General features: G+C 55.4%; 5 protein-coding genes. All 5 read left to right on the top strand.

The features are described from left to right. Positions 1-681 (top strand): cell division protein FtsZ (locus ACOSYY_RS09090; protein ID WP_421661950.1); only part of this gene is annotated, 681 nt, incomplete at its 5' end. Positions 682-715: 34 nt separating this feature from the next. After that, a complete protein-coding gene (gene pgeF / locus ACOSYY_RS09085) occupies positions 716-1,453 on the top strand; it encodes a peptidoglycan editing factor PgeF (RefSeq protein ID WP_421661949.1) in 738 nt (245 codons plus the stop codon). 66 nt (positions 1,454-1,519) lie between these two features. Beyond that, the gene (locus ACOSYY_RS09080) at positions 1,520-2,260 is read left to right on the top strand and encodes a YggS family pyridoxal phosphate-dependent enzyme (protein WP_421661948.1); all 741 of its coding nucleotides are present in this window, start codon (positions 1,520-1,522) and stop codon (positions 2,258-2,260) included. Beyond that, entirely contained in the window at positions 2,253-3,071 is an 819-nt protein-coding gene (gene proC, locus ACOSYY_RS09075) for a pyrroline-5-carboxylate reductase (protein ID WP_421661947.1), read from the top strand. The genes ACOSYY_RS09080 and proC overlap by 8 nt, the downstream gene beginning before the upstream one ends. Then, positions 3,071-3,304: YggT family protein (locus ACOSYY_RS09070; protein ID WP_421661946.1), on the top strand; the 234-nt coding region annotated here is incomplete at its 3' end. The genes proC and ACOSYY_RS09070, both read left to right, overlap by 1 nt.

The following is a 3,304-nucleotide window of genomic DNA, read 5'->3' as shown; positions in this document are numbered from 1 at the left end:
AAATCGACCCCGCTTCTCGAAGCGTTCAAAGTTGCGGATGACGTGTTGCGGCAAGCGATCCAGGGCATTGCCGACGTCATTACGACCACAGGACATGTGAACGTCGATTTTGCCGACGTCCGTACCGTGATGTCACACACTGGACGGGCGGTCATGGGCATGGGCGTTTCCTATGGTCCGAATCGGGCGATCGAAGCGGCTCAAAAGGCCATGTGCAGTCCTCTCCTTGAGGAAGGAAGTGTCGAGGGGGCTCGAGGCGTCCTCCTCAACATTACGGGAGGTCCCAGCATGTCGCTGCACGAGATCGAAGAAGCCGCTTCGATCATCCAACAGACGGCAGATCCCGAAGCCAATATCATTGTCGGCCAGGTCATCAACCCCGACATGGGCGAAGAACTTATCATTACGGTGATCGCGACCGGGTTTGAGCGAGAAGAAGATTCAGCGACTGCCCCCTCCATCGGCGGGACTGATAGAGGACCGAGTCGGCCGACCAAGCCCGTCTCATCAGTATTGGCAGGCATGGGTGCGTCATTCGCGGTAGATCGGCCGATGAAAGACCTCGATCGGCCGGCTTTTTTGAGAAGAATGAACGATGCGCGAGAGTCGATGGACCGGGCGGTGTTGACCGCGGAAGATGAATGGGATGTGCCGACATTTCTTCGCAAACAAACGGACTGATTCGTGTATCTCTTTACGGGATGAGGTATTGAATTTGAGTAGGACAAGGGCATCGGTTATTACCGTGCCGGCATTTGTGGATGCCGGGAATCAGGTTCGCCATTTCTTTGGGACCCGCCGACATGCCATGGGTCTTGGCCTTGAAGTTGGAATCCCGCGGAGAGGGATCCCAGGCGCGGCATCGTCCTCATGGACGCTCTCAGTGAAGCAAGTCCATGGGACAGAGGTGCTGGTGCTTGACCGGGCCTTGGCCCAGACGGACCGGTTTATAGGCGGCTGGGATGCCTTGGTCACTGATCAACCTGGGATCATGTTGGCGGTGCGGACGGCAGATTGTGTTCCGATTCTGATACATGATCCTAAACATCGGGTGGTGGCCGCTATCCATGCCGGCTGGCGGGGAACTGTTGCCGGCATTGTCCATAAAACGCTGGCGCTGTTGGAGTCTCGTTTTGGCTCGTGTCTAGAGCATGTACGGATCAGTATCGGTCCATCCGCCGGGGTTTGTTGCTATGAAGTGGACGAACCTGTTCTTGATCGCCTGTCGCAGGAATTTTCGGGCTTGAACAATGTGGTACGAACGAGGGAAGGCGGAAAAGCGCATCTTGATTTGAAAGCGCTCGTTAAAGAACAAGCGCAGGCTCTGGGCGTGCCCCCGAAGTCAATTACGACCGTCAACCTTTGTACGATTTGCCATGAAGACCTCTTTTTTTCCTATCGGAGAGAGAGGAAAGTCAACGGTACCATGGCCAGTGCCATTGGATTGCAGTGAGGCGAGGATAAGCCGGACTCTGCCAATTCTTAGGCTCTTCCGCTAGAATAAGGATCAGTTCGCTAGATGAGCGGACGCGACTCGTGCGAGAGGACGATGGAATCGCCCATTCCGGAAGCGATAGCGAAACGTGTTCAATCGGTTCTGACGAAGATTCGGTCGGCGGAAGAGAAAGCTGGGCGTCCTGCCGGTACGGTGCGACTCGTGGCTGCAACGAAAGCGGTGACGATCGAACATATTGGGGAAGGGGTGCGTGCCGGCTTATCCATTTTGGGTGAAAATCGTGTGCAGGAAGCACTCCCTAAAATAGCCGCCTATACCAAGGCACCGGTCCACTGGCATTTTATCGGACAGCTGCAACGAAGGAAGGTACGGTCCGTGATCGGTCTATTCGACTTGATTCATTCGGTAGACAGCCTAGACTTGGCGCAAGAAATCGATCGCCGCGCGAGAGAGGCCGGACGTCAACAAAATGTCCTGTTGGAAGTGAATATTGGGAAGGAACGGACAAAGGCAGGATTTCATCCCGATGACGTCATTCAATCGGTACAAATGATGGCACAGCTCTCCCATGCACGTATCAAAGGCTTAATGACGATCCCTCCTCTAACTGCTGACCCGGATTTGGCCAGGCCGTATTTCCGCACACTCCATGATCTTGCTCGACAGATTGCGGCATTAGACTTACCGACCGTGGGGATGGATGAACTGTCGATGGGAATGTCGAACGATTATGAAGTAGCCATTGAGGAAGGGGCGACACTGGTTCGTGTCGGCACCGCCATCTTTGGAGCGCGTCATGTCTAGTCCGACGCCCGCACAAAAAATCGCATTTGTAGGCGGCGGCCGAATGGCGGAGGCATTGATCAGCGGGGTGTTATCTTCAAGGGGTTATGTGGCTGAGCAGATCCACGTCGCTGATCCAGATATGAACAGGCTGGATTACCTTAAGAGACAGTACGGCGTTCAAATTGGTCCCACGAATCATGAAGCAGTCGTCCTCGCAGATGTCGTTGTGCTGGCTGTGAAACCGCAGGTAACGGCCGAAATCCTTAAAGAGATCGGAGAGGTGTTGGCGAAGCGACTCGTGATCTCGGTGATTGCAGGAGTGCAACTCAGTCGAATTATCGGGGCCTGTGCACCCCAAGCTCGCGTGATTCGTGCGATGCCGAATACACCGGCGATGGTCGGGGCAGGCATAACTGCTTTGGCGATCGGCCCCGGGGTAAGGGAAAATGAGATAGCATGTGCGCGACAGATCTTTGAATCGGTCGGCAGAGTTGTGCCTGTCGACGAGTGTTTCATGGATGCCGTGACCGGATTGAGCGGAAGCGGGCCAGCCTACGTCTTTCTCATGATTGAAGCAATGGCTGACGGTGGCGTCAAGATGGGTTTGCCGAGAGAGACCGCCAGTCTCCTCGCGGCGCAGACCGTATTAGGCGCGGCGCGGATGGTCTTAGAAACCGAGCAGCATCCGGCGCGTCTCAAGGATCAGGTAGCGTCTCCCGGCGGAACGACGATTGCCGGTTTGCATCGGTTGGAGCAGGGAGGCATTCGAGGCCTGTTGATCGACGCCGTTGAGGCTGCGACGAAGCGTTCTCGGGAACTGGGAGGCTGATGTTTGTGGTAGGGAATACATTGTTAGGAATCGCCACGGTACTTGACTATGCATTGACGATCTATACCTGGGTCATCATCGCTCGAGCTCTGATCTCTTGGGTAAATCCGGATCCGTGGAATCCGATCGTTCAATTCCTCACTCGTGCCACCGAGCCCGTCTTGGCCCCGATCCGACGGCGATTGGGTTGGGGGATAGGCGTGGATTTGTCTCCGTTGGTCGTCATCGTGGCC

The organism is Nitrospira sp. BLG_2 (assembly GCF_049222245.1).
The sequence above is the reverse complement of the archived record's forward strand: the minus strand, read 5'-3'. Positions and strand labels throughout refer to the sequence as shown.